This window comes from Micromonospora sp. NPDC005172 (assembly GCF_040608555.1).
Lineage (GTDB): Bacteria > Actinomycetota > Actinomycetes > Mycobacteriales > Micromonosporaceae > Micromonospora.
In genome coordinates this window covers 95,193-120,171 of sequence record NZ_JBEXIL010000005.1, presented here as the reverse complement: position 1 = coordinate 120,171, position 24,979 = coordinate 95,193, and the positions used below count along the sequence as shown (strand labels likewise).

The 24,979-nt window shown below is 74.0% G+C and carries 24 protein-coding genes; 9 read left to right on the top strand and 15 right to left on the bottom strand.

Going from position 1 to position 24,979, the window contains the following annotated elements; genetic code table 11:
* Positions 1–62 precede the first annotated feature (62 nt).
* Both ABZV06_RS05455 and ABZV06_RS05450 read right to left on the bottom strand, forming a co-directional pair.
* A complete protein-coding gene (locus tag ABZV06_RS05455; RefSeq protein WP_355233165.1) occupies positions 63–680 on the bottom strand; it encodes a class F sortase in 618 nt (205 codons plus the stop codon).
* 88 nt (positions 681–768) lie between these two features.
* Complete coding sequence (locus ABZV06_RS05450; RefSeq protein WP_355618875.1) at positions 769–1,254, bottom strand: hypothetical protein; 486 nt, start codon at positions 1,252–1,254, stop codon at positions 769–771.
* 303 nt (positions 1,255–1,557) lie between these two features.
* On the opposite strand from ABZV06_RS05450, the gene ABZV06_RS05445 reads away from it, so the two are divergent.
* Positions 1,558–2,811 carry a lycopene cyclase family protein gene (locus tag ABZV06_RS05445; RefSeq protein WP_355618872.1) on the top strand — a complete coding sequence of 418 codons (1,254 nt, stop codon included), beginning with the start codon at positions 1,558–1,560 and terminating at the stop codon, positions 2,809–2,811.
* A gap of 9 nt (positions 2,812–2,820) precedes the next feature.
* On the opposite strand, the gene ABZV06_RS05440 is transcribed toward ABZV06_RS05445, so the two are convergent.
* On the bottom strand, positions 2,821–3,930 hold the full coding sequence (locus ABZV06_RS05440) for a serine hydrolase domain-containing protein (protein ID WP_355618869.1): 1,110 nt from the start codon (positions 3,928–3,930) through the stop codon (positions 2,821–2,823).
* Positions 3,931–4,037: 107 nt separating this feature from the next.
* Between ABZV06_RS05440 and rnhA the strand changes: the two genes are divergently transcribed.
* Positions 4,038–4,511 (top strand): ribonuclease HI, encoded by a 474-nt coding sequence (rnhA, locus tag ABZV06_RS05435; RefSeq protein ID WP_355233169.1) that lies wholly within the window; start codon positions 4,038–4,040, stop codon positions 4,509–4,511.
* Here the strand turns inward: rnhA and ABZV06_RS05430 are convergent.
* The 4 genes from ABZV06_RS05430 to ABZV06_RS05415 form a co-directional block, all read right to left on the bottom strand.
* On the bottom strand, positions 4,508–4,750 hold the full coding sequence (locus ABZV06_RS05430; RefSeq protein WP_355618866.1) for a preprotein translocase YidC: 243 nt from the start codon (positions 4,748–4,750) through the stop codon (positions 4,508–4,510). The genes rnhA and ABZV06_RS05430 overlap by 4 nt on opposite strands.
* A 39-nt stretch (positions 4,751–4,789) precedes the next feature.
* Complete coding sequence (locus ABZV06_RS05425) at positions 4,790–6,010, bottom strand: MFS transporter (RefSeq protein WP_355618863.1); 1,221 nt, start codon at positions 6,008–6,010, stop codon at positions 4,790–4,792.
* A 54-nt stretch (positions 6,011–6,064) separates the two neighbouring features.
* Complete coding sequence (locus ABZV06_RS05420; RefSeq protein ID WP_355618860.1) at positions 6,065–6,940, bottom strand: pentapeptide repeat-containing protein; 876 nt, start codon at positions 6,938–6,940, stop codon at positions 6,065–6,067.
* A gap of 74 nt (positions 6,941–7,014) precedes the next feature.
* Positions 7,015–8,115, bottom strand: coding sequence for a DUF5919 domain-containing protein (locus ABZV06_RS05415; protein WP_355233173.1), 1,101 nt, complete (start codon positions 8,113–8,115; stop codon positions 7,015–7,017).
* A 159-nt stretch (positions 8,116–8,274) separates the two neighbouring features.
* Between ABZV06_RS05415 and ABZV06_RS05410 the strand changes: the two genes are divergently transcribed.
* The 3 genes from ABZV06_RS05410 (at position 8,275) to ABZV06_RS05400 (ending at position 10,736) form a co-directional block, all read left to right on the top strand.
* The gene (locus ABZV06_RS05410; RefSeq protein ID WP_355618857.1) at positions 8,275–8,883 is read left to right on the top strand and encodes a hypothetical protein; all 609 of its coding nucleotides are present in this window, start codon (positions 8,275–8,277) and stop codon (positions 8,881–8,883) included.
* 76 nt (positions 8,884–8,959) lie between these two features.
* Complete coding sequence (locus ABZV06_RS05405; RefSeq protein WP_355233175.1) at positions 8,960–9,562, top strand: MBL fold metallo-hydrolase; 603 nt, start codon at positions 8,960–8,962, stop codon at positions 9,560–9,562.
* A gap of 142 nt (positions 9,563–9,704) precedes the next feature.
* Complete coding sequence (locus ABZV06_RS05400; RefSeq protein WP_355618854.1) at positions 9,705–10,736, top strand: PHB depolymerase family esterase; 1,032 nt, start codon at positions 9,705–9,707, stop codon at positions 10,734–10,736.
* Between the two features lie 44 nt (positions 10,737–10,780).
* On the opposite strand, the gene ABZV06_RS05395 is transcribed toward ABZV06_RS05400, so the two are convergent.
* The 7 genes from ABZV06_RS05395 to ABZV06_RS05365 all read right to left on the bottom strand — a co-directional run bounded on the left by ABZV06_RS05395 (position 10,781) and on the right by ABZV06_RS05365 (position 20,018).
* A complete protein-coding gene (locus ABZV06_RS05395; RefSeq protein ID WP_355618851.1) occupies positions 10,781–12,211 on the bottom strand; it encodes a DUF6297 family protein in 1,431 nt (476 codons plus the stop codon).
* Positions 12,208–12,831: an ABC transporter ATP-binding protein gene (locus ABZV06_RS05390; RefSeq protein ID WP_355233178.1), complete on the bottom strand. Its 624-nt coding sequence runs from the start codon at positions 12,829–12,831 to the stop codon at positions 12,208–12,210. Before ABZV06_RS05390 ends, ABZV06_RS05395 begins: the two co-directional genes overlap by 4 nt.
* 72 nt (positions 12,832–12,903) lie before the next feature.
* Positions 12,904–15,282, bottom strand: coding sequence for a tetratricopeptide repeat protein (locus ABZV06_RS05385; RefSeq protein WP_355618849.1), 2,379 nt, complete (start codon positions 15,280–15,282; stop codon positions 12,904–12,906).
* A complete protein-coding gene (locus tag ABZV06_RS05380) occupies positions 15,279–17,045 on the bottom strand; it encodes a hypothetical protein (protein WP_355618846.1) in 1,767 nt (588 codons plus the stop codon). The genes ABZV06_RS05385 and ABZV06_RS05380 overlap by 4 nt, the downstream gene beginning before the upstream one ends.
* Positions 17,042–18,319, bottom strand: a complete 1,278-nt coding sequence (locus ABZV06_RS05375; protein ID WP_355618843.1) for a hypothetical protein — start codon at positions 18,317–18,319, stop codon at positions 17,042–17,044. Before ABZV06_RS05375 ends, ABZV06_RS05380 begins: the two co-directional genes overlap by 4 nt.
* A complete protein-coding gene (locus tag ABZV06_RS05370; RefSeq protein ID WP_355233182.1) occupies positions 18,316–18,948 on the bottom strand; it encodes an ATP-binding cassette domain-containing protein in 633 nt (210 codons plus the stop codon). The genes ABZV06_RS05375 and ABZV06_RS05370 overlap by 4 nt, the downstream gene beginning before the upstream one ends.
* An 89-nt stretch (positions 18,949–19,037) precedes the next feature.
* Positions 19,038–20,018 carry a WYL domain-containing protein gene (locus tag ABZV06_RS05365; RefSeq protein WP_355233183.1) on the bottom strand — a complete coding sequence of 327 codons (981 nt, stop codon included), beginning with the start codon at positions 20,016–20,018 and terminating at the stop codon, positions 19,038–19,040.
* Between the two features lie 44 nt (positions 20,019–20,062).
* Between ABZV06_RS05365 and ABZV06_RS05360 the strand changes: the two genes are divergently transcribed.
* The 4 genes from ABZV06_RS05360 to ABZV06_RS05345 all read left to right on the top strand — a co-directional run bounded on the left by ABZV06_RS05360 (position 20,063) and on the right by ABZV06_RS05345 (position 23,445).
* The gene (locus ABZV06_RS05360; protein WP_355618840.1) at positions 20,063–20,542 is read left to right on the top strand and encodes a hypothetical protein; all 480 of its coding nucleotides are present in this window, start codon (positions 20,063–20,065) and stop codon (positions 20,540–20,542) included.
* The gene (locus ABZV06_RS05355; protein WP_355233185.1) at positions 20,542–21,003 is read left to right on the top strand and encodes a hypothetical protein; all 462 of its coding nucleotides are present in this window, start codon (positions 20,542–20,544) and stop codon (positions 21,001–21,003) included. Before ABZV06_RS05360 ends, ABZV06_RS05355 begins: the two co-directional genes overlap by 1 nt.
* Positions 21,004–21,095: 92 nt before the next feature.
* Positions 21,096–22,586: an NAD(P)/FAD-dependent oxidoreductase gene (locus ABZV06_RS05350; protein WP_355618837.1), complete on the top strand. Its 1,491-nt coding sequence runs from the start codon at positions 21,096–21,098 to the stop codon at positions 22,584–22,586.
* Positions 22,573–23,445, top strand: a complete 873-nt coding sequence (locus ABZV06_RS05345; RefSeq protein WP_355618834.1) for an SDR family oxidoreductase — start codon at positions 22,573–22,575, stop codon at positions 23,443–23,445. Before ABZV06_RS05350 ends, ABZV06_RS05345 begins: the two co-directional genes overlap by 14 nt.
* On the opposite strand, the gene ABZV06_RS05340 is transcribed toward ABZV06_RS05345, so the two are convergent.
* On the bottom strand, positions 23,446–24,915 hold the full coding sequence (locus tag ABZV06_RS05340) for a cryptochrome/photolyase family protein (protein WP_355618831.1): 1,470 nt from the start codon (positions 24,913–24,915) through the stop codon (positions 23,446–23,448).
* Positions 24,916–24,979: the final 64 nt, after the last annotated feature.

The following is a 24,979-nucleotide window of genomic DNA, read 5'->3' as shown; positions in this document are numbered from 1 at the left end:
CATCGGAACGCTTGGCCACGTCCGTGGGGGCGGATGTGGTCGCGAGCGGTATTCCCAGCCCCTCAGGCGGTGCGGGTGGCGAAGACGACGATGTTGTCCACGTAGTTGCCGGTCGCGTCGTCGAACCGGCCGCCGCAGGTGATCAGGCGCAGCCCCGCGACGTCCGCCGGGCCGTAGACCAGGCCGCTGGGGAAGCGGTCCTTGGGGTACGCCTGGACACCGTCCACCGTGAACGTGGCGACCCGCGCGTCGGAACGGGTTACCTGGATCTCCTGGCCGGCGCGCAGGCGACCGAGGTCGAAGAAGACCGCCGGCCCGGCCGGGGAGTCGACGTGTCCCACCAGGACGGCGTTGCCGGTCTCGCCGGGGCTGACCCCGTGCCGGTACCAGCCGGCGAGGGTCGGTTTGTCCAGCGGGGGGACTTCCAGCACCCCGGCGGCGTCCACGCCGACGGCGACGATGTCGGCGCGTACACCGATGGTGGGAATCTGGACCCGGACGGGCGCGGCGCGGGGCAGCGGCGCCAGGTCCGGCGCGGGCCGGGAGTGTGCCGGCGCGGCGGCCGGCGGGCGTGGGGGGCGTGCTGGCCCGTCGGTGAGGCCGACCGTGATCAGCCCCAGTCCGGACACGCCGAGCAGGGCGACCACCGCCGCCGCCAGAGTGCGCCGCCGCCACCACACGTGTTCACCTCCGTACGCCGATGGTCGGAGTGCCCGTGCCGGTGTCGCCGGCACGGGCACCCTTCCGCAGGGATGGAGCGGTCGCCGGTCAGGCGACGATGGATGCCGGACGGCGTCGGCGCAGCAGCAGCACCGCGCCCGCGGCGGCAGTTCCGAGCAGCGTGCCGCCGGCGGCGAGCGCGCCGCTGTCGCGGTCGTCGCCACCTGAGCCGGCGGGCGCGCCGCCGATCGGGGTGACGGTGAAGGTGGCGCTGCCCGCCGAGCTGCCGTCGGCGCAGGTCGCGGCCACCGTGTAGGTGCCGAGGGTGAACCCGGCGGTGAACAGTTCGGCGCTGAGCCCGCCGCCCGCGGCGGCCGTGGTGGATCGGACGTTCTCGTCGCGGTTGGGCCCGGTGACCCGGAAGATGACGTCACCGGACTTCGGGTTGCAGGTCGTCGCGGTGAGTACGACGGTTCCTCCGACCGGGGTGGTGGCCGGTGACACGACGGTGTCGGCCAGTGCGGCGCCCGGCAGCAGAAGCGTGCCGAGACCCACGCCGAGTGCCGTCGAGCAGAGTGCTGTTGAGACCTTCATACGCGTCTTCCCTCACTTTTCGTCCGCTGACTGCGTGGGACGTCGTTCGGGTGGCCAACTCCGTGACTAGCACCGGTGTGCCCAACACTAGGTGGGTTGGGACCCCGATCAGGTGAAAATGAGAAACCTTCGTTGCCGTCACGTGTCCACCCGAAGGCGGGTCCTGGTGCAGCCCGACGAGATTGCGCCGATCTTGCACTTTCGGTCGCCGACATGCGTGCCATGCCCTGTATGTCGCGACAGCAACTGCAAGATCGCTGGGCAAAGGGGAGGCCGGCCCGGTGGTGTGGCAGCGTGGTGCGGGTGACCGACTCCGTCCGGATCGACGTCGACCTCGCGCTGCTCGGCGGCGGGGGCGCCGCCTCGCTGCTGCTCGCCGCGCTCGACCGGCACGGCGTGCGGGGCCTGCGGATCGCCGTCGTCGACCCGGTCCGTCGGCGCGGCCAGGACCGCACCTGGGCGTTCTGGGGCCATCCCGACATCGACCTGGACCCGCTGCTCAGCGCGAGCTGGCATCAGGCCGAGGTGGTCACGCCCGCGCGACGCCGCGTCCTGGACCTCACCCCGCTGCGGTACGCCATGCTGCGCTCCGGCCCGGTCTACGACCGGGCTGCCGAGGCCGAGCGTCGGCTGGACGCCACCAGGATCGTCGCCCCGGCCGAGACGGTCACCGACGACGGTGACCGGGTGGTCGTCCGCTGCGGTGACGGGTCGGTCGTGCGGGCCGGCTGGGTGCTCGACTCCCGCCCCCGCCCACCGGCGCGCGCCGGGCGGACGACCTGGTTGCAGCACTTCCGGGGCTGGTGGCTGGAGTCCGACCGGCCGGTGTTCGACAGGCGGCGGGCGGTGCTCATGGACTTCCGCACCCCACAGCCGGCCCGGGGCGTCTCCTTCGGGTACGTGCTGCCGGTCGACGACAGGTACGCCCTCGTCGAGTACACCGAGTTCTCGCCCGACCTGCTCACCGACGCCGGGTACGACATGGCGCTGGCCGCCTACCGCGACCTGCTCGGGCTCGACCCTCGCGGGCTGCGTGTCCGCGAGGTCGAGAACGGGGTGATCCCGATGACCGACGCGCCGTTCCCGGCCCGGCCCTCCCCGCGCGTCGTACGCCTCGGCACGGCCGGTGGCGCGACCCGACCCTCCACCGGGTTCACCTTCTCCGCCATGTACCGCCAGGCAGACCAGGTGGCCCGTGCCCTGGCCGCCGGTCGCCCGCCGGTGCCGGCGCCCGCGTATCCGGCCCGGCACCGCTGGATGGACGCGGTGGCGCTGCGGGCGCTGGACCGAGGCGGCGTCGGCGGGCCCGACTTCTTCGACCGGCTCTTCGACCGCAACCCGCCCGAGCGGGTCCTACGCTTCCTCGACGGCGTGACCACCCCGGCGGAGGAGATCGCGATCATGAACTCGACCCGGCTGCTGCCGATGATCGCTGCCACGGCCGGCGACGCCGCCCACCGCGTCCGTGACCGCCTGCGGGCCGCGCGGCCTGCGCCGGCCATTCCGGCGGCCGTGGTGGGTGGTCAACCCCGGCCACTCGCCGACTCGGAGACCTGACCGGCCCGGTCAGCGCCGGGCCGTCACCGCGTCGCGGATCAACACCCGTAGGTCCTCCATCGGGTCACCGTCGCCGGCCCCGAGCAGGGTCTTCGTCGCCGCGACCGTCAACCCCAGCTCGGGGTACGCGTACGCGAGGCTGCCGCCGCTGCCGGCCGCGCCGAAGGAGCCGTCGCCGTCCACCGCGTACCCGAGGCCCCAGGTCGTCTCCTGCCCGAACACCCACTCCGGGCCGGGCGGCCCGTCAGGAGTCGTCGCCTCCCGGAGCCGGGCCGGCGAGATCAGTCGCACGCCGTCCACCTCGCCGATCAGCGCGGCGAGCATCCGCGCCGCCGCGCGGGCGGTCATGGTGCCGGTGGCCGGCACCTCGGCGGTGAGCACGTCGGCCCGGCTGCCGACCTGCGCGCCAGGTCGGACGCCGGGCGGGGCGACGCGGTCGAAGTTCGGCAGGTTGGCGCTGGCGTAGTCGAACAGCGCGGACAGGTTGCGGTCCTCGACCCGGGCCAGTCGACCCAGCTCGGCGGCCGGCACCGCGAGGTACAGCTCGTCGGCGACGCCGAGCGGCCCGGCCACGTCCTCGGCGAGCACCGTCGAGATTCGTCGGCCGGTCACCCGACGGACCACCTCACCGACAAGCCAGCCGAACGTCCACGCGTGGTACGCCTTCAACGCCCCGGGCGGGGCGACCGGCTCGGCGTCGGCGACGATCGCGCACATCCGGTCCCAGTCGGTGAGGTCCTCCGGCGTCACGTCCACGGGCAGGGCGGGTACGCCGGCGGTGTGGGTGAGCACGTGCCGCAGCGTGATCCCGTCCTTGCCGTGCCGGGCGAACTCCGGCCACACGTCGGCGATCCGCAGGTCGTACTCCAGCTTGCCGCGCTCGGCCAGCACGTGCGCCACTGTCGCGGTGAGGGCCTTACCGGTGGACACGCTCCAGATCGGGGTGTCGGCGGCCAGCACCCGGCCGGTGGCCCGGTCGGCGCTCCCGGCGTGCACCTCGAGGATCGGCTCGCCGTCGAGGTACGCGGCGACCTGCACCCCGGACTCCCGTCCGCTGGCGATCAGCTCGTCGACCGTGCGTCGTACGTCGGCGCGCAGGCCGTCCCAGTTCCCGTCCACGACGGTCGACTCTGACAGACCGGGCCACGATCGCGCGCACGATTTTCGGCGGGCGTGGCGGCCCCCGAGCGGCCGGCGCACGGTCGCCGCCCGGTAGGTTGCCTGCCATGGTGGACGTGGCGGCCGGCAGGGGCGTGCAGATCTGGACCGACGGGGCGTGCAGTGGCAACCCCGGGCCGGGCGGCTGGGGCGCACTGCTGCGTTACGGCGACCACGAGCGGGAACTGTGCGGCGGCGAGGCCACGCCGACGACCAACAACCGGATGGAGCTGATGGCGGCCATCCAGGCGTTGGAGAGCCTGAACCGGCCGGTCACCGTCGAGCTGCACACCGACAGCACCTACGTGCGCAACGGCATCACGAGCTGGTTGGCGTCGTGGAAACGCAACGGCTGGCGGACCGCCGCGAAGCAGCCGGTGAAGAACGCCGACCTGTGGCAGCGGTTGGAGGCGGCCTGCGAGCGTCACGAGGTCACCTGGCTGTGGGTCAAGGGGCACAACGGTCACCCGGAGAACGAGCGCGCGGACGGCCTGGCCAACAAGGGCATGACCGAGGCGCGCGCCGCGCTGGCAACCCGCTAGCCCCGACGGGTCGCGTCGGGGTGCCCCGGCATGCTCGACCCGCCGCCGCTGCTGCCGGACGAGCCACCGGCGACACCCGAGTTGTCGCCCTCCGTCACGATGTCCGGCCGCCCGTCCGTATCGGCCGGGGCAGGGACCTCGGTGTCCGTCTCGACCTGCACCAACGGCACCTGGCCGTTCTCGTCCTCGCTGTGCTGCGGGTCGCCCGGCAGCTCACCGTCGCGTTTTCGGTAGCCCACGCCGTGCCTCCCGTCGATGCCGGTCCGCGTCGGCGGTGGCTACCCGGCGTCGTCGCCCGCGAAACCTCGCGGAGCGGTTGCCGCCGGTTCGGCGACCCGGGCGACCTGCGGCGCGGCGTTCGGCAGGCGCAGGCTCCGCCGGCGGGTGAACGCGACGGCCGTGGCGAGCACCAGCGCCGCGGACGCCGCCAGGAAGCCGGGGGTGCTGCCGACGTGATCGGTGATCGCTCCGGCAGTGGCCGAGCCGACGGCGAGACCGACCTGTCCGGCTGTCTGCAACCAGCCGTACGCCTCGGCGAGCTGCGGCGTCGGGGTGGACCGGGCCAGGAGTTCGTCGGTGACGGCCAGAAACGGCGCGAGCGCGAGCCCGAAGACCGCCAGCGCGGCAGCCATCTGCGGCACGGTCCGAGGCAGCGCCAGCGCCAGCGAGGTGACGGCCAACGTGCCGACCAGTGTCAGGTAGGCGCCCCCGGGAGTGCCGGGTCGACCTCGGCGGGCCAGCAGCAGGCCACCGGCCAGGCTGCCCACCGACCAGAGGGTGACCAGCAACCCAGCCTGTCCCGGGTGCCCGACGGCGGTGGCGAAGGCGGGGACGAGCACCCACATGCTGCCGATGGCGGCCATGTAGGCGACCTGGGTGCCGAGCACGGTGCGCCGGGTCGCCCGGCCGGACGTCACGGGCCGGTCGGTGGCAACCGGGGTGTGGGCGCTGTGGCGGGGCACCACGAGGGCGGTGCCGACCAGCCCCGCGCTGCCGATCGTCGCGAAGGTCAGGAGCGCGCCGGCCGGTCCGCTGAGCAGCAGAATCACCGTCACCGCGAGCGGGCCACCCACGTACAGCAGTTCCTGCCCGACGGCGTTGACGGCGTACGCGCGGCTCAGCGCGGGGGCGGGGACCATTCGGGCGAGGTGGGAGCGTCCGCTACCGAGCACCGGTGGGGTGCTGAGTCCGGCCAGGGTGGCCAGTGCCACGAACGCCACCGGCGCGGTGGTCACCGCCAGCCCGACCAGGGCGAGCAGGTGGATGACGCCGGTACCGAGCAGCACCGGTCGGTGGCCGAGCCGGCCCAGCAGTCGGCCGACGAAGGGTGCGGTGAGCGCCAGCCCGATCCCGCAGCCGGCGCTTGCCGCACCGGCCGCGGCGAAGCTGCCCGTGTTCTCGTGGCCGAGCAGCACGACGAGGAGCTGACGCATGGCGACCGGTAGGTGCGCCACGGTCATCGACGCGACGAGCAGGACCGCTCGACGGGGCAGTTTCACGACCACGACCTATGCATACCTGAGGAGCTGACCGGCAGCGCACCCGTACCGTCGTCAGCGACGCCGCCCACGGCGGCTCGGAGCGGCGGCGCGCACCGGTGTGAGCGCGAGCGCCGTCCAGTGCGCCGGCCGGCTCAGCGTCCCCGGAAGGTCCGTGCGGGCGTCACCGCGCGCGGCGTCGAGTTGCGCCTGGTGCAGGAACAGCGTGGTCCGCAGGTCCGCGCCGCGCAGGTCGGCCCCGCGCAGGTCCGCGCCGGTGACGTCGGCCAGCGCGAGATCCACGCCGCGCAGGTCGGCGCCGATCAGCAGCGCGCCGCGCAGGTTGGCCCGGCGCAGGTCCGCGCCGCGCAGGTCGACCCCGAGCAGGTGGGCACCCCGGCGGTCGACGCCCCCGGGAGCGCGCGCCGCGTCACCGGCGCGCGACAGCAGCGGGTTGACCCGGGCCCGGTGCGCGTCGACGTCCACGGCCCGCAGGCGCGTCGGATCGGCCTCGGTGAGCCCGGCGATCTCGGCGCGGGCGTGTTCGAGTTCGGCGCGTAGTTCGGCCGACGGATGCAGCGACACCGCCTCGGTCAGATACCAGAGCAGTTCGTGCAGCGGGCGCAGCACCCGGAACGCCTCGGCCATCGCCGGCAGGGTCTCCGGGGCGTCGCGCCAGTCCCGTCCACCGAAGGTGACCTGCGCGACCTGCTGCCCGGCACCGAAGCAGTCGAAGACGGCGCAGCCGGCGAACCCCCGCTCCCGCAGGGTGGTGTGGATGCCGCAGCCGTGGTCCGGGCGCAGGTTCGGGCACGCCTGCCCGGCCGGCTTGTCGATGGCGAAGTCGGCCGACGCGGCGAAGGCCGGCACCACGCAGCACAACCCGAAGCAGCGCGCGCAGTCGGCGGCGAGGCGCGTCGACCCCGACGGCTGGGCGGGGTGCGTCGACACGGAAACGGTCCTCCTGGCGGTCGGGGCGGCGACCCCATTGTCTCGGAGAGTGGTCACCACCGCCCGGTCGGGGGTCACCGTCCGTGCGCGTCGCTGGCCGCCGCGGAGCGAGGATCGGGGGTACGCGGACCGCCCGGCGGCGGCACCAACCGGTGGATCTCCCGCTGCCCCTCGCCGTACTTCTGATCGAAGTGTCGGCGCACGGTGGCGGCCGGGGTGGGGTCCTCCTCGACGGGTTCCGCCAGCGCGAACACCGCCGGAGCGCCACCCGGGGCGCGCGGTGGCAGCACGGCCCGCACGGTCAGCGGACCGTTCACCTGGAAACCGCCGCAGTCGACGTAGTGCTGCCCGTCCACGCTGACGTAGGGCACCTGCATGGTGACCACGTCGGAGTCGTCATGGCGCAGCGTCACCGTGACCGACCAGTACCGTTCGAGGTTGACGGTCGCCTGCTCGTGCTCCCACAGCTCCTCGAAACGGGCGTGCACGAACCCGCCCCACGGGCTGTCCATGTCGACCTCGAGCTGGGGCACGTTGAACGACAGCTTCCCGATCGGGAAGAACGAGATCAGCGCCCGACTGTCCCACTGGTAGAGCTGGATGGACGGGGACGCGTCGTACAGGCGGACCTGCAGCCGGTGCCGTAGCCGGGCGTCCAGGGTCTCCTGGAACAGCGTCAGGTGGCGCAGGTTGGTGCGGATCTGGCGTGGCACGTCCACCCGCTGCCGTTCCAACTCCTCCGAGCGCTGCTGGGCTGCCGTGCAGTCCGGGTCGAGCAGGAGCAACTGCACCTGCGCGCCGTTGGCGAGGGCCCTGCGCACCGCTCGCAGCGTCTCCTCGCGGTGCGTGTCCTCCAGCAGGATCGTCCAGGTGTCGAGGATGCGCACCCGGCGGGCGCAGCGGTGCAGCCGGGTCACGAACGCGTGCTGGTCGAAGCTCAGGTGCTCCTGCACCCGCGCCCGGCGCGCCTCCTCGAACAGCGGGTCAAAGATGACGTACGAGATGGCGGCGAGGACCACGCTGGAGCCGATGTTGAGCAGCAGGTCGCTGAGGAAGCCGCTGCTGCGCCAGGCGGCGAGCAGCATCACGAACGCGATGCCGAGCAGCGTCCCGCCGACGACGAAGGCACGTCGCTGTCGGCCGCCACCTTCGCCCCGACCTGCCCACTCGGGCATCCGGCCCCCTTTTTCGTCACGGCCCACCGAGATGCGGAGGATACGTGCCGGCTTTGCCGCTCGCTGTCCCTTTCGGGACCGGCAGTTTCGTCGGCTCGGCCCGCCGTACCGCTCTTAGGGTGACGGTATCGGAGTCGGGCGAGCGCGGAAGGTGACGGTGTGGACGACGTGGAACGCGAGAAGGCGCTGTTGAACGTTCTCAACACCGAGCACTACGCCCTGCAGACGTCCCGGTCCGGCACGATCGAGGAGGCCACCGGCCGCGCCACCATCTTCCTGTCCGTGCTGTCAGCGGCCCTGATCGGTCTCGGCTTCGCGGCCGGCAACGAGCAGGTGGTCCGGCCCTACCTGGGCGCGGTGCTGCCGATCCTGGTGATCATCGGGATACTGACCTTCCTGCGGCTGGTCGAGACCACCGTGGAGAACTCGTTGGACATGAGGCGGATCCAGCGCATCCGCGCCTACTACCACCACCGTCTCGCCAGCGAGCACGACTTCTTCGCCGACGCGGTGGCGTCCGAGGACAGTGCGGAGACGGCCCGGATGCTGGTCGGCATCCGGTCGGGGCGCTGGGAGTTGCTGCTCACCACGGCCGCGCTCGTGGGCGCGGTCAACGCGGCGCTGGTCGGGTCGGGCATCGCCCTGGTGCTCGGCATGGTCGGGGACTGGCACTGGCTGATGGTCCTCGCCGGGGTGGCGGTCGCGGTCGCGGCGTTCGTGGCCCAGTTCCTCTACATCGTCCGGATGTCGAGGGGACGCCGGACCTGACGTCCCCTCCTTCCCGACGCCTTGCCGCTTGTCAGCGGGTCGGCCTGCGGACCCGGTGGCGGCGTACCGTCACCGAATGCGGATCATCCGGTTCACGCACTCCTGCGTCCGCGTCGAGCACGACGGCACGGTGCTGGTGATCGACCCGGGGACCTGGAGCGAACCGCGCGCGCTGGTCGGCGCGGACGCCGTCCTGGTCACCCACGAGCACACCGACCACGTGGACGTGCTGCGGCTGGCCGGGCTCGGCGTGCCGGTGTACGCCCCCGAGGGCGCCCGGCTGCCCGACCTCGCGCCGCTGCCGGTGACCCGGGTACGCGCGGGACAGCGCTTCACCGCCGCCGGCATCCCGGTCAGCGCCCACGGGGGCCGGCACGCCGTCATCCACGAGGGGCAGCCCGACTGCCCCAACCTCGGCTACCTCGTCGGCGACGGGCTGTACCACCCGGGCGACTCGGTGCACGTGCCGGACGAGCCGGTGCACACCCTGCTCGTCCCCGCCCAGGGATCGTGGCTACGCCTCGACGAGGCGATCCGCTTCGCCCGCGCGGTGGGCGCCGCCGCCGCGTACCCCATTCACGACGCGCAGCTCAACGACCGTGGTCTGGCCAGCGTCGCCGGCTGGTTCGCCGAGACCATCCCCGGCTACCGCCACCTCGCTCCGGGCGACACCGCCTGAGCGCCGGCATCGTCGTGGGTGGTCAGGGCACACAACGGCATCGACAAGCGTGTCGGTCGCGCTCATGTCGGGTGTGGCCCACGTCACGGTAGCTTCGGCGCGCGTCGACGTCCCCCGTCCGGCGCTGCCGAGGAGAGCGTCCATGACCACACCGCGCAGAGCCGCCACCGCCCTGACCGCCGTCCTGCTGCTGATCCTGACCGTCGCGGCCCCCGCCCAGGCCGCCACCCCGGCCACCAGGCCGCCGGTCTCCGGGGCGTTGGGCACCTACAACATCTCCGGGGTGTACGTCGCCGGAGTCTCCTCCGGTGGTTACCTGGCCACCCAGCTGCACGTCGCCTACTCGTCCCGGATCCGGGGCGCGGCGGTCTTCGCGGCCGGCCCCTACTACTGCTCCCAGAACACCGTCGCCCAGGCGCTCTACGGCTGCGGCGACAACCTGTACCCGACGAACGTGTCGGCCCTTGAGGCGTACACCCGGACGTGGGCGGCGTACGGCTGGGTCGACCCGGTCGGCAACCTGTCCGGCGACCCGGTGTACGTCCTGCACGGCGCCAACGACACCACCGTCAAGAAGTCCGTCACCGACGACCTGGTCCGCTACTACCAGCGCTTCGGGGCGAACGTGCAGTACGACAGCGGCTCCGCCGCCGGTCACGGGTGGGTCACCCCGTACGGCACGCTGGGGTGTACGGCGACCGCGTCGCCGTTCCTCGACGACTGCGGCAGCGACCCGCAGAACGCCCTGCTGCGCACACTGCTCGGCGGCGTGAACGCGCCCAACACCGCGGCGCTCGGCGGCACGCTCGTCCGGTTCGACCAGAACGCGTTCGCGGTCAACGGCCGGGCCAACGGGTTGAGCATGGACGCCAACGGTTTCGCCTACGTCCCGTCGGCCTGCGCGGGCGGGCAGTCGTGCCGGCTGCTGGTCGCCCTGCACGGCTGCGCCCAGGGGTACGGGTCGGTGGGCACGGCGTTCGTCGACCGCGCCAACCTCAACCAGTACGCCGACACCAACAACCTGGTCGTGCTCTACCCGCAGGCGAGCACCGCCCTGAGCAACCCGAACGGCTGCTGGGACTGGTGGGGCTACCTGGGCGCGACGAACTTCCCGATCAAGGGTGGCGCGCAGGTGGAGACCATCATGAACATGGTCCGCCGGCTGGACGGCTGAGCTGGGCGGCTGAGCTGGGTGGACGGCTGAGAGCGGTGCTGCCCTCAGCCCAGGAACAGTTGGACGAGCACCAGGACGGCGAGCAGCGCCCGCCCCCGAGCGCCCTGTCGCAGCAGGTCGACGGGGACCATCCCGAACGGCGTGTTGACCGTCGCGCCGCCGTAGTCGATCGGCGGGCGGGTGCCGCTGCGCCAGGCGGCGGCGACCACGCCGAGCGCCAGCGTCGGCGCGAGCCAGGTCGGGCCGGCATCGAGGGTCGGCAGACTCGGCAGGGTCAGCAGCCACCACAGGCCCGCGCCGACCGCCGGCACCACCACGTGGATCCCGCGCAGCGCCGCGTCGCTGCCGCCCAGTGCCCGGCGCAGGCCCGGTGACCGGCTGACCGCGCGCAGACCGCCGGTGAGCCGTTCGGTGGCGACGTAGGCGAGCACCACCTGCGCGGCGCCGGCCAACCCGGGCAGGGCGAGCGCGGCCGCGTACTGGACGCCGGCCAGTCCCGCCCAGATCAGCAGGGCGCTGGGGTGGCGGCGCAACCGGCGTACGTCGGCCTGGAGCAGTGCCCACCAGCCGGGGCCGGGCAGGAGGCGTCGGCTGCGGACCCGGCCGATGCGACGCCAGCGGCGGCTCTCGACGAGGCCGGTGAGCATGCTCGGGTCGAGCAGGATCGTGGCCGTCGCGGCGGCGTTGGCGAACTGCGCGCCGGTCGTCAGCGTGGCCCGGTCGACCCGGGGCAGCGCCCGCAGGGCGAGCACGGTGACCACGACCGCGAGCGGCACCCCGACGGCGACCAGCACGCCGGTCGGCAGTGTCGCCGGCCGGGGCAGCGCCTCGCCGAGGCGACCCGCGATCACCACCACCGCCGCGACGACGGCGGCCGCCACCAGCGGCGTTGCCCCGACAGCTGTCGGCCAGCGGCGCCCCGCCCGGCTGCTCTGGGCGACGACGGCGAGGGCGAGCGCGGCAGCGCCCCAGCCGGCGCCGGCCGCCGCGGCCCACCCCACGGCACCCAGGTCGGTGGCACCGCCCAGTACGGCCACGGCCACGCCCAGCAGCGCCGTGCCGGCCGCCGCGCCCACCAGCAGGACGCCGAGTCGCGGCGCGAGCCAGGCCTGCCGGTCGATCGGAGCGCTGGTCACCCAGCTCTGGGTCGCCGGGGTGACCAGCAGCGGGCCGAGCGCGCGCAGACCTCGCCAGGCAAGGCCCGCGCCGGCCAGCAGCGCGGCCACCGCCAGCCACCAGCGCACCCCCGCGTCGGCGCGGCCGACGGTGGGGGAGACCAGCATGTCGCGGCTGGCGCTGACCGCGAACCAGCCGTACATGCCCACGAAGAGCACGATGACGTACGCGTCGCCCAGCACGTCGCCCAGCGAGTGCTCGTGGTGCCGGCGGCGGGCGCGGCGCAGGTGCGTCCGTACCTGTCGGGCGCTCGGCAGCCCGGCGGGCGTCGGGGTGACCGTGGCCGGTGGGGCGCTCACCGGCCGATCTCGATCCGCTCGTCGACCACCGCGTCGATCAGTTCCGGGTCGTGCGAGGCCAGCAGGACGGCCGTGCCGGCGTTCCGCTCCCGGCGGAGCCGGTCGGCCAGCCACTGCCGGCCGCGCACGTCCAGCCGCTGCTCGGGCTCGTCCAGGATCAGCAGCCGGCGCGGGCGCACGAAGCACGAGGCCAGCGCCAGCCGGCGGCGCTGCCCGCTGGAGAGGGTCACCGGCAGTTGGTCGCGGGCCGGTTCCAGGCCCAGCTCGGTGAGCACCTCCTCGACCGGCTCGGCGTCGCCCCCGTGGGCGTACGCGACCAGTTCCAGGTGCTCGACCACGGACAGGTCGGGAAAGAAGTCGATGTCGTCCAGGGCGGCCGCGACGAGCGCCCGCACCTCGGGGTCGGTCTCGTCGGCGCGCCGGCCCTGCACCAGCACCTCACCGGCGTCCGGGCGGTCGGCGCCCACCACGCAGCGCAGCAGGGTTGTCTTGCCGCTGCCGTTGGGGCCGAGCACCACCGCGATCCGGCCCGCCGGCAGCGTGAAGGTCACGTCGTCGAGCACGACCAGGTTGCCGAAGTTGCGGCTGAGTCCCCGCACCGAGAGAGCGTCCACGGTCACACACTCTCCCAGACCCGCGCCACCGGCCACGACGAGCGATCGACATCACGCCGACCCGGTGGGACACACCGGTCAGGGGATGGCCGGCGGCACTTCGACGTCGTGTTCCAGGCGCTCGTCCGCGGCGGCCAGCGCCCGGTCGTCGTCGACCTCCTCGGCCACCGTCGCCGCGTCCGCCCAGAGCCGCCGCGCGTCCGTCGGGTCGCCCAGCGCGGCGGCGGCGTCGCCCAGGTAGAGCAGGGTACGCCCCAGCCCCGCCGTGGGTCGGGTCTCGGCACGCAGCCGTCGGCTCTCGGCCAGCAGCTCGTACGCCGCCCGCGCCTGCCCCGGAGCGCTGGTCAGCAGCGTCGCACCGGCGTTGAGCAGCGCCGCCGCGCGACTGGTCGGGTCGTTGACCGACTCGTACTCGCGCAGGGCCGCCCGCCAGGCCTGCGCCGCGTCCAGGTGCTCGCCGAGGCTGGCGTGCACCAGCACCAGGTTGGTCAGCGCGGCCGCGTAACCGCGCGCGTCACCCACCGACCGGAACGTGTTCGCCGCCCGCACCAGGTGGCGGTGCGCGGTGTCCAGCTCACCCCGGGCCAACTGGGCCGCGCCCAGGCCCAGGTCGGTGAGGGCGTGCCCGGACCGGTCCGCCGACGAGCGGTGCCGGCGGGAAAGCTCCAGGTGCTCCACCGCGTCGTCGAGCTGCCCCAGGTCGAGCAGGGCCAGGCCGAGGTTCATCCGCGCCTGTGCGGTGCCCCGACGGCCGCGTTCGGCCACCGCGAGGGTGAGCGCCGTCGCCGCGCCCTGCGGGTCGTGCCGACGCCGACGCAGCACGCCCAGCTCGTTGTGTGCCCACCCGGCGATCTCCGGACGGTCGTCGGCTGTCGGGGTGGCCAGCACCGTGCGGCAGACCTGCTCCCACTCGTCGAGCCGCTCGACGTGCGCGAACCACCCGCACAGCGCCACGGCCAACCGGAACCACCACCGACGTACCCGCCGGGGCAGCGCCTCCGCCGCCCCGGCCGGCACCCGGACGACGGCCAGCAGCAGCTCCTGGTGCAGGTCGAACCAGCCGTACGGGTCGTCGTCGAGCGGCAGCGACCACTCCCGGTCCGGCGGTGAGCCGAGCACGGCCAGGTTGGCGGCGTGCCGTTCGGCGCGGCGGGCCAGGTGACGGGTCAACCGGGCCTGGGCGGCGACCCGGGAGCGGGCCGGATCGGCGTCGCGCAGGTGCAGCCGGGCGCTCGGCGCGAGCAGCGGGCGGATCTCGTACCGGTCGCCGGGCGCGCCGACCACGAACGCGGCGGCGGCCAGCCGGTCGAGCAGCGCGGTCACCCGCTCGGGGTGGCGGCGGGCCAGGGCGGCGATGGTCGGCCGGTCCACCGGGGCCGGGGTCAGGGACATCAGCCGGTACAGCCGACGCCCCTCGCGGGTCAACGCCCGGTACGCGGTGTCCCGCTCGGTGACCAGCTGCGCCGCGGGCGAGACGGCGACCCGCTGGTGCGGTGGTGTGCGTGCCGCGCGGCGCAGCGCGTCCAGCACGTCGGAGTGCCGCCAGCCGTGCTGGGCGGTGCGGTAGCCGAGAGCACGCACGATGCGGGGCTGCCGGCCGCACAGGTCGACGATCTCGCGTACCGCCGGGTCGGTGCGCGGGTCCGCGCGGCGGAGCCGGGCGGCGGGCGCGGCCCGGCCGGCGTCCGCGAACAACTCGACCGCCTCGTCCGGGCCGGGTTCGGCGATCCAGTGCTCCACCACGCCGCTGAGGCCGCTGAGCGTGGGCCCGCCGGCCAGCAGCAACCGGGAGGTGCGCGTGGTCGGTGGCAGCAGCGGCCGGACCTGCTCGGGTCGGTCGACGTTGTCGAGCACCAGCAGGATCTTGCGGCCGTCCAGCTTGCGGCGCAGCGCGGCGGCGGCGACCGCGAGGGCGTCCGGGCGGCCGGAGGTCGGCGGCGGGGTGCCCAGCACAGCGGCCAGCGCGGTGAGCACCTGCCGAGCGGACCGGGGACGACCACCACGGCGTAGGTCTAAGTGGTACTGCCCGTCCGGGAAGTCCTCCCGGCACAGGTTCGCGGCCTGTACGGCGCACGCGGACGTGCCCACCGCCCGTCGGCCGAGCACCGCCACCGCGTGCTCGCGGGCGAGCAGGTCGAGCACCGCCCGGACGTGTTCCTCGCGACCGGCGAACCCGGCCGTGTACGGCAGGTTGGGCACGTCGGTCGTCGGCGTGGTGACGACGTCGGTCGGTTCCGGGCCGGTCTGCCGCACGGCTCGCCGCCGTCGCACCTCGAACACCACGAACCCCACGCCACCGGCAACCGCCAGCGCGATGCCGGCCGGGCCGAGGACGCTGGCCGCCAGCTCGGAGAGCAGGTTGCTGGCGAGGTTGCCGAGCACCCCGCTGACCAGCGTGCCGACCGCGATGAGCACCGGCCAGCGTGGCGCCCGGCCGTTGCCGCCGGGGCTGGTCACCGGACACCACCGGAGACCAGCCCGGCGACGAGCTGTCGCCGGGCGACCACCATGAGCAGCACCGGAAGCACTGAGGCGAGTACCGACCCGGCGGCCAGGATGCCGCTGTTGGACACGAAGCCGCGGCTCTGCCCGGCCAGCAACAGGGCGATCGGCGTGGCCTCCGGCCCACTGAACAGCAGCCCCACCGCCAGGTCGTTCCAGACCTGGACGAACTCCAGCACGGAGACGGCGATCACCGCCGGCAGGTTGTGCCGGGCCAGCCGGTGCAGGGTGCCCCACCAGCGCCGCCCACCGAGTCGCGCGCCCCGTACCTGCTCGGCCGGCAGGTCGGCGAACGCGTTGCGCAGCACCAGCACCGCGAACGGCACCCCCAACGCCACGTGCACCAGGGCCAGCCCGCGCGCGGTGCCGGAGGAGAGCACCGCGCCGAGTACCTCGTTGACCGGCCCGGCGATCACCTGCACCGGCACGACGGTGGCGGCCATCAGCAGCAGCCCGGTCGCCTGCGCGGCCGGCCCGGTCAGCCACGCCAGCGGGTACGCGGCCAGCAGCGCGACGAGCAGCACCGTGGCGGTGACGACCGTCGCCAGCAGCAGCGTGAAGCCCAGCGCCCGCCACAGCTCGTCGCCCCCGAGCAGCGCCGTGTAGGAGCCCGTCCCGGGCGGGGCCGACCACCAGCCGCGCGCGGCGGCGTCCACCGGACCGTGCGCGGAGGTCGCCACGAGCACCACGAGGGGGATCAGCCAGGCCACCGCGCCGCCCGCCGCGAGCAGCCGGAACAGTCGTCGCGGCGGCGTCGTGGGTGCGGGGTCGGGTGACGGCTCGACGCGGGGTGGCGGCCACGCCTGTCGGACGAAGAACGCCGCCACCAGCATCCCGGCGACCACCGCCACCAGCCAGACGACGCCGAGCGCGGCGCCCTGCCCGGTGGTGGTGCGGCCCGAGGTCTGCCAGACCTGCAACGCGAGCACCGTGGCGTCGTCGCGGACCGACCCGGGCGTCATGACGAGAATCAGGTCGAACGTCCGGCTGGTGCCGAGCGCCACCAGCGCGAACACCACCGCGACGGTACGCAGCAGCAGTGGCCGCCACTGCGCGTCCCACAGGACGTGTCGTCGGCCACCGCCATAGGCGCGGACCGCGTCGGCCAGGCTCGGCGGCAGCCGGTCCAGTGCGGCCCGGAAGACCAGCACGGCCAACCCCACCCACGCCCACACGAACGCCGACATCAGCGCCACCGTGACCAGGCCCCGGCCGAGCAGCTGCGGGGCGTCGTCGGCGGCGCGGCCGGTGAGTCGCGCCGCGAGCAGGGTGGCCACGCCACGCGTCGGGTCGGGGTCGTACATGAGCCGGAAGGTCACCCCGGTGACGACCAGCGGCAACGCGACCGGCACCAGCAGGATCAGGCGGACCAGACCGCCCTCCTGGGAGCGGCGGGACGCGACGGCGAACAGGTAGCCCAGCGCCGTCACCACCGCCGGCACCAGGACCGCCCACAGCACCGTACGGCCGACCACCGCGCCGGTGCCGGGCGCGGCGAGTGCGGCCCGGAAGTGCTGCGCGCCGACCCAGCGACCGTCGGTGGTGACGCTGGCGTGCAGCGTACGTAGCACCGGCCACAGCACCAGCGCGCCGAGCAGCACCGCTGCCGGCAGCAGCAGCGCGGAGGTCGCCCCGGCCGCCGGGTAGGCCCTGCCGCGTCGGGGCGGGCCGACGTCGTCGAGCACCGCCAGCTCGCCGAGCACCTTGACCTGGCTCATCGGCCACCATCCGCGTCGCGGGCTGCCGCGGCGAGCTGCCTGGTGGCCCGGCGTACCGCCTCGTCGGCCCGGACACCGTCGGTGACGTCGGCGAAGAAGTCCTGCATGATCGGCCAGATGCCGATTCCGTCGGAGCCGGTGAACGGCGCGGGCAGCTGGTCGGACAGGTCGAAGTGCAGGGTGTCGGGGCCGCGCATCTCGCGGGCGAGCTGGCGACGGACCGGGTCGGCGTAGTCGGTCAACGGGATCGTGGTGTTCGGCGACAGGTAGCCACCGGCACGCAGCCAGGGGCGAAAGGCATCGGCCCTGGTCAACCACTCGACCAGCTCCACCCCACCCCGGGCGTCGGCGAACACCACCGCCACGTCCCCGCCGACGATCAACGCGCCGCCACCCGCACCGGCGCTCGGAAACCGGAAGGAGACCGGAGTCTCGGCGCCACTGCGGAACCGGCCGACCACCTCGGCGGTGAAGTCGGCCTCGAAGACCATCACCGCCCGGCGGGAGTTGACCACCTGGATCACCGACTCCTCGTACTGGGTGAGCAGGGCGCGACGGCCGCCGCCGAGAAACGCCCCGTCGATGCTCCACAGCTCGGCGAGCCGATCCAGGGTGTCGCGCACCGCCCGGCCCTGCCAGTCACCATCCGACGCGGCGAGGGCGTCGTACGCCGCCGGGGCGAGGTCGGCCAGCACGTTCTCGAACCAGTCGGTGAGCACCCAGCCGTCCGCCGCGCCTATCGCCAGCGGCGCCGGACCGGCACCGCGCCGGGCGAGCGCGCCGAGACGGCGGGTGAGCGCGACCAGAGCGTCCCAACTTGTCGGCTGCTCGGGCAGCATCGAGGGCAGGTGCCAGACGAGAGACTTGTGCGCGGCCTTCACCCACACGCCGAAGCGCTGCCCGCGGGCCATCAGCAGGTCGCCCAGGCCGATGGGTACCGCGTACTCGGTCGAGGGGCGTACCGGCCGCAGCCACTCCCGCGCGGCGTACTCCGTGACCAGGCCGGGACGCGACATGATCGCCACGTCGGGGGAGGTGCCCGCGAGATGCCGGGCGCGCAGGAACGCGTCGATGTCGTTGCCGGCGCTGACCACGCGTACCGGGTGGGGATAGGTGGCCACGACGTCCCGGAAGCGGTCCAGCTCGCCCCCGGACCAGACCACCGCCACCTGCACCGATCGGCTGCCACCGGCACACCCCGCGACGGTCGCCGCCGTACCGGCCGCGGCGGCGCGCAGCAGCGCACGTCGGGTGACCCGGCCGCCCGGCGTCACCGCGGCACCTCGTCGGTCTCGGCGACCAGCTCGTGCCGCTGCGGGATCTCGGCGAGGGTGGCCGGGTCGGCGGTGCAGACGAGCGTGGCCACTCCCGGCGCGCCCGGCGGCGCCAGCCGGGGCAGCAGGTCACCGAGGCGGCTGCCGCCGGGCGGGTCCACGGGCAGGTCGACCACGAGCACCTCGGGCAGGCAGACCGCCGCCCGGGCCAACGCCACCCGGAAACGTTGGGCGTCGGAGAGCACGTGGGGCAGCAGACCCAGCGTGGGCGCCAGCTCCAGCCGGTCCACCACCGTCGCCGTCCAGTCGTCGGCCATCTCGTGCACCCGTTCGCGCTTGCGCTGGCCGTACTCGATGTTGCGGCGCACGGTGAGCTGCGGCAGCAGTGCCCCACCGGCGGGCACGTAGCCGATCTGCCGGCGCGGCGGCGCGAGCGCCGTGACGTCGCGGTCGCCGACCATGATCCGTCCGGTGACCGGGGCGGCCAGGCCGGCCAGCACGCGAGCCACGGCCGTGCCGACCCGCGGTGGCGCGACCAGGGCGACGGTGGCGCCGGACGCGACGTCGAGGGTCACCGGCCCGGTGCCGGGCACGGCGACCAGTGCGCGTACTCGTAACGTGGCCCTCACCTCCGGTGACCCCTGGTGCCCGTCCCAGGGTGGCACACCGTGCCGACAGTCGATGTCCCGCCGATCTTCCGGTGTGCACGTGGCGGCGGCTACCGGGTCGGGGCGTAGAGGGCGGCCAGGCCGGCGGCGGTGGCGGCCAGGCGGTCGCGGAGCGCGACCGGGCTGAGCACCTCCACGTCGGCGCCGAGGCGCAGCAGATCGCCGTGGGCGTGGGTGAGCGACTCGATGGGCAGGACAGCTGTCACCCAACCGCGAGCGTCGGGTGGTCCCGCACTGGCGTCCACGGCGGACACCACCGGATCACTGCCGATCTCCCGCAGCCGGTCCCGGCCGGCGGGGGACAGGCGTACGGTCGCCTCGTCCTGGTGCAGTTGGGCGCGGAACCGCACCACGTGCTCCCGCCACCAGGCCGGCAGGTCGAAGTCGGCCGGCCTGTCGAACTCCTCGGCCAGCGGGGTCAACGCGAGGATCTGGTTGACCCGGTAGGTCGCCGGCTCGCCGCGGCCCGGTCGGGCGGCCACCACGTACCACCGGCCGCCCTTGAGCACCAGGCCGTACGGCTCCAGCACCCGGGTCACCTCACCCCGCCAGCCCCGGTAGCGCACCCGCACGCGCTGCTGCCGCCAGACGGCCTCGGCCGTGCGGGCCAGCTCCGGGGAGGCGTCGCCGTCGGCGTACCAACCGGGGGTGTCCAGGTGGAAACGCTGCTGGAGTTGGGTGGCCCGGTCCTGCAACGGCGCCGGCAGCGCGGCGTGCAGCTTGAGTCGCAGCGCCGCCACCACGTCGCCGTAGCCCAGCTCGTCGGCGGGGCCGGGCAGCCCGGCCAGGAAGAGCCGCTCGGCCTCCTCGGCGGTCAGGCCGGTCAGGCGGGTCCGCCAGCCGTCGACGAGCTGGTAACCGCCGGCGTGCCCGGCCTCGCCGTAGAGGGGAATGCCGGCGGCGTGCAGCGACTCGACGTCGCGGTAGATGGTGCGGGGGGAGACGGACAGCCGCTCGGCGAGTTGCGCGGCCGTCAGTCGGCCGTGCGACTGGAGCAGCAGCAGGACGGAGAGAAGTCGGCTGGCCCGCACTTCACTGACACTAGCTGTCAGTGAAGTGGTCCTACCGTCCCGGCATGGCATTTCACGACAAGGATCTACGGACGCCGGGACCGGTCACGGTGGACGGTTGGCAGCTCAAGCGTTACCACATCGACCAGCCGGGGCAGCCTGTCGAACCGGCGGTGGAGAAGGCCGCGTACGACGTGCTGCCAACGCTGCTGGCCCGCGCGGTTCGCGACGGCACGCCGGCCGCCGGGTGGGTGGTGCTGCACCGGGGCGCGGACACCGGCGCGTACCTGCTCGCGTACACGTGGGTGTGGGACAACGCGGTGCAGGTGCACATCGCGGTGGCCGGTCAGCCGGCGTTGGACTGCCCGGACGACGACCCGACCCACTTCGTCGAGCTGGGTCGGCGCGAGGTTGGCTGCGTCTGGGAGCTGGCGGTGCTGGAGCACGAGCGGGCCGCCTGGGTACGCCACCTGCTGGCCCCTGAGCGCCCCGACCTGGCCGGCTATCTGCGCGACTCGCGAGCGGAAGGGCCGGTGGGCCGCTGATGGGCGACTTCGACTTCTACGTCGGCACCTGGAACGTGGTCAACCGACGGCTGCGCGAACGGCTGACCGGTTGCGACGACTGGGACGAGTTTCCCGGTAAGTCGGTCGCGCACGGCTTCTTCGGCGGCGGCGGCAACTTCGACGAGATCACCTTCCCCACCAGGGGTTTCTCCGGCGCCACGATCAGGATCTTCGACCCGGCGAGCGAGCAGTGGTCGATCTACTGGATGAACAGCGGTCGAGGCGAGCTGGAGCAACCGCCGGTGGTCGGCCGCTTCGTCGACGGGGTGGGCCACTTCTACGCCGACGACCGGCACGAGGGGCGGCCGGTCCGGTGCCGGTTCATCTGGTCCGGGATCACCGCGACGACGGCCCGCTGGGAGCAGGCGTTCTCGGTCGACGGCGAACGTACCTGGGAGACGAACTGGATCATGGAATTCACGCGAGCGTCCACGGACTAGCCTGCGGCCCACGCAGATCGCGGTGGCCTCGCCGCCCGGTGCCGCGCATCCGGGGCGGTGTTAGGGTCCGACCACCGCCCCGGGAGGAATCGATGCCCTCCGACCATGTCGACGTGCTCATCGTCGGCGCCGGCCTGTCCGGCGTCGGCGCGGCCTGCCACCTGCGCCGCGACTGCCCCGACAAGACGTACGCGGTGCTGGAGGCGCGGGACGCCGTGGGCGGCACCTGGGACCTGTTCCGCTACCCCGGCATCCGGTCCGACTCGGACATGTTCACCCTCGGCTACTCGTTCAAGCCGTGGACCGACGCGCGGGCCATCGCCGACGGCGCGACCATCCGGGCGTACGTGCGCGAGGCCGCCCGGGAGTACGACGTGCAGCGCCACATCCGCTTCTCCCATCGGGTGACGCGCGCCGAGTGGGACAGTGGCACCGCCCGCTGGACGGTGCACGCCGAGCGCACCGACACTGCCGAGACGGTGGTGTTGACCTGCTCGTTCCTGTTCGCCTGCACCGGTTACTTCCGCTACGACGAGGGCTACACGCCCACCCTGCCGGGCGTCGACGCGTACACCGGGCGGTTGGTGCACCCGCAGCACTGGCCCGACGACCTGGACCACGCGGGCCGGCGGGTGGTGGTGGTCGGCAGCGGCGCGACCGCCGTGACGCTGGTGCCGGCCCTGGCGCGGCGGGCCGCCCACGTGACGATGCTGCAACGCTCACCGACGTACGTCATCGCCCTGCCCTCGCGTGACCGGCTGGCCGACGCCCTGCGGCGTCGGCTGCCGGTGGGCGTCGCGTATCCGGTGGTGCGGTGGAAGAACGTGCTGCTGTCCACGGCCAACTTCCAGCTCAGCCGGCGCGCGCCGGGGCTGGTGAAGCGGCTGCTGCGCCGGGCCGCGACGCGCCTGCTGCCGGTCGGGTACGACGTCGACAGGCACTTCTCGCCCCGCTACGACCCGTGGGACCAGCGGCTCTGCGTGGTGCCCGACGGCGACCTCTTCACCGCCCTGCGGGACGGCCGGGCGTCGGTGGTGACCGACACCATCGACACGTTCACCGCCGACGGCCTCCGGTTGGGCTCCGGCGACGAGGTGAGTGCCGACATCGTGGTCACCGCGACCGGGCTCAACCTGCTCGCGCTCGGTGGCCTGACGCTGCGTGTCGACGGTGTCGAGGTCGACCTGTCCGACACCGTCGCCTACAAGGGCATGATGCTCTCCGGCGTGCCGAACTTCGCGCTGACGATCGGCTACACCAACGCGTCGTGGACCCTCAAGGCCGACCTGGTCGCAGGCTACGTCTGCCGGCTGCTGCGGCACCTGGACCGCACCGGCCAGCAGGTCGTCACCCCGCTGCCGCCGCCCGGTGACGAGCGGGCTCCGCTGATCGACCTGCGCTCCTCGTACGTGCTGCGCGGCGTCGACGCCCTGCCCCGGCAGGGGGCGAGGGCGCCGTGGCGGCTGCACCAGAACTACGTCCGCGACGTGCTGCTGATGCGGCACGGCCGGCTCGCCGACGAGGGTGTGCGGTTCTCCCGCCGCGCCCGCGAGCAGAGGAGCACCGATCGTGCGGAGGTTTGAGTTCGCCGGCGCGACGGCCGTGGTGACCGGCGCGGCCAGCGGTATCGGCGCGGCGTTGGCACACGCTCTGGCCCGCCGGGGCGCGGACCTGGTGTTGCTGGACCGGGACGCCGAGCGGTTGGACGCCGTCGTCAGCGCCATCGGGGCCGCTTACCCGGACCGCAGGCTGCACACGTACCGGGTGGACCTCGCCGACGCGGCGGCCACCGCCCGGGTGGCGGCGGAGATCGTCCAGCGCCATCCCCGTGTCCGGCTGCTGGTGAACAACGCCGGCGTCGGCCTCGGCGGCCGGTTCGACCAGGTGACGTTCGACGAGTTCAGCTGGGTCGTCGACATCAACTTCCGGGCCGTGGCGCAGCTGAGCCACGCGCTGCTGCCCGCGCTCAAGGCCGAGCCGGGCGCGCACCTGGTCAACATCTCCAGCCTGTTCGGGCTGATCGCGCCGGCCGGGCAGGCCGCGTACGCGGCGAGCAAGTTCGCCGTCCGGGGCCTCACCGAGGCGCTGCGGCACGAGCTGGTGGACGACGGCATCGGGGTGACATCCGTGCACCCGGGTGGTATCCGGACCCGGATCACCGAGAACGCCCGGGTCGGCAGCGGCGTGTCGACCGAGGAGTACGCCGCCGGCCGGGCGCAGTTCGAGAAGCTGCTCACGATCGCGCCGGAGCGGGCCGCCGAGGTGATCCTGCGGGGCGTCGAGCGCCGCCGGGGCCGGGTGCTCATCGGCTGGTCGGCGAAGGTGCCCGACCTGCTGGCCCGGCTCCTGCCGGCCTCGTACAACCGGCTGTTGGTGGTCGGCCTGAACCGGGGTGTGACGCGGCCCGCGCCGGCACCGCCGCCGGTCGCGGACCCCACCTGATCAGGGCGGGCTGCTGCCCCGCTTCTCCTCCTGGGCGAGCACCGCCTCGCGGTGCTCGGGCTCGTCGCGGCGGGCCAGCTCGGCGGCGAGCCGTGGGTCGGTCACCAACCGCTCCCGGTTGCGGTGCAGGAAACTCTCGAAACCCCCGGTGTACGGGCAGGCCAGCTCGCCGAGCGCCCGCTCCGGCGCGTACCGGCAGCCGGCGCAGTAGTCGCTGATCTCGTCGATGTCGGTACCGTCCACCGCGTACGGTCGGGTGTCCACCCTGGCCAGGTCGGCGTACTGGCTCATGCCGATCACCGTCGCGTTCATCACCCAGTCGGTGCCGTCGACGAAGCAGCGCTGGAACCAGTCCGCCACCTCGGCGGGACGCCAGCCGCGCTGCAACGCGTAGTTGCCCAGCACCAGCAGCCGGGGACTCTGGTGCGTCCAGGCCCGGTCCCGGACGGCGGCGAGCACGTCGGCCAGGCAGCGCGCCTCCACCGCGTCGGCGTCCAGGTCGGCGAACCACCGCGGCATCGGCTCGGTCGCGGCCAGCCAGTTCGCTCCCCGAAAGCGCGGCTCGTGGTACCAGTACAGCTGCCAGAGGAACTCACGCCAACCGAGAAGCCCGCGGATGAACGGCTCGACCGCGGTGCGGGGTGCGGCGCCGGAACGCCACGCCTGCTCGGCCGCGCGGACGGCCGGTTCGGGGTGCAGCAACCCCAGGTTGAACGACGAGGAGAGCGCCGAGTGCGCGAACAGCGGATCGTCGGCGCTCATCACGTCGGCGTAGCGGCCGAACCCGGGCAGCCGGTACGTGAGGAAGTGCGCGAGCCGCGCCTGTGCCTCGGCGTGCGTGGCGGGGTGTTGCCGGGGGCCGTCCCGCCCGACGAACCGGATCCCCTCGGCCGCCCACCGGTCGAGGTCGCGGCGGACCTGCACGTCGATGTCGTCCTCGACGATCGGCGGTGGTGGCGGCGGCGTGGCGGGTACGGCGGGTGCCTCCCCCCGGGGCCCTCGCGGCGTCGGGGCGGTGGCGGCGATGCGGGCCGGACCGGCCAGCACGGCGTGCCGGCGGCGGGCCTGCCGGTAGTGGTCGGCCATCCGCAACGGGCCCCGGCGGGAGCGGTCGGCCCAGGCCGCGAAGTCGGCCTGGCTGGTGATGAAGCCGCGCGGCGGCAGCACTGTCAACCCGGGCACCGAGCGGGCGAACCCGAGCGCGGCCCGGGAGTGCGGGTGGCACACCTCCACCGGCTCGGCGACCTGGGCCAGGGCCTCACGGAACGTGCCGGTCCGTAGCAGCAGCGCCCGGTCGCCCAGTTCGGCGGCGCGGTGACGCAGGGCGGAGAGGATCAGGTGCGCCTTCTGCCGGTGCATCGGGCGACGGCGGAACAGCTCCCGGATCTCCACGAGGAGGACCGGTTGATCGGGGTCGTCGAGGAAATGTGGCCCGAGTTGGTCGGCCAGCAACCATCGGCGGCGTAGCATCCCGCAATTCTGCCCATTTTCGGACCGTCCCGCGCGCCGGCAGGCCGAGTGATCGATGCCTGAT